Here is an 866-nt window from a genome sequence, read left to right on the forward strand (position 1 = left end):
ACGAGCATCACGCCGAGGGTCTGGCCGGTCACGGGCACGGGCCAGAGCGGGACGGCGACCTGGGCGAGGATCGCGACGAGGGCGGTCCCCGCCGCGATCAGCGCGGCGTTGGTGACGGCGGAGCGCGGGAACACGCGGTCGGCGAGGGTCGGGGCGCCGAATCGGGGCGCGGCGAGGCCGGGGGCGCTGAGGCTGGGGGTGGTCATGAGATTCCTCCGTTCGAGGGCACGGCGGTGCCCGATGAGGAACGCTACCGCATTAACTGCACCGGGTACAACAATGACCCTCGCGGGCGCCGGGCCCGGCTCGCGGCTAGCTCGACGTGAAGCCGTCGGCGAGCGGGGCCAGGGTGCGCACGAGGTGCGCGGTGAGCGGGCCGCGGCCAGGCCCCGCGGCGGCCCAGGCCTGCGCCGCCGCGAGCACCGCGCCGACCGTCGTGTAGGCGATGACGCGGGGGAGCAGTTCGCCCGGGTGCTGGCCGAGTCGCTCGGCGGCGAACTGGCGGAGCACCTCGGCCTGGGCCCCAAAGCGGCTGAGCGCGGAGGCCTGCACCTCGGCCGGGCTGCCGATCAGCTCGTACTGGGTGAGGATCCAGGGGACGTTCTCGGGGCCGAAGCTCCCGGCGGCGTCCGCGAGTGCCTCGCCGATGGCGCGAAACGCGGGCAGCGTGGGGTCCGTTGCGGCCAGGAAGCCGGGGAGCAGGGCCAGGCGGTCGTCGATCTCGGACCAGAAGACGTCGCTCTTCGCGGAGAAGTAGTTGAAGAAGGTATTTCGGCTGACGCCCGCCCGCTGGGCGATGTCGTCGACCGTGGTGCCCGCGTAGCCGCGCTCGGCAAAGAGCTCGAAGGCGGCCTCCTCGAGGGTCG

At 73.6% G+C, this 866-nt stretch carries 1 protein-coding gene and 1 pseudogene; both read right to left on the bottom strand.

What is annotated here, in order from left to right:
* Positions 1 to 206, bottom strand: a pseudogene (locus OOT08_RS15415) (hypothetical protein); the annotation flags it as partial.
* Between the two features lie 106 nt (positions 207 to 312).
* Positions 313 to 866 (bottom strand): TetR/AcrR family transcriptional regulator (locus OOT08_RS15420; protein ID WP_325093728.1); only part of this gene is annotated, 554 nt, incomplete at its 5' end.

The sequence above is a fragment of the Leucobacter sp. M11 genome (assembly GCF_035726885.1).
GTDB lineage: Bacteria > Actinomycetota > Actinomycetes > Actinomycetales > Microbacteriaceae > JAPFRB01.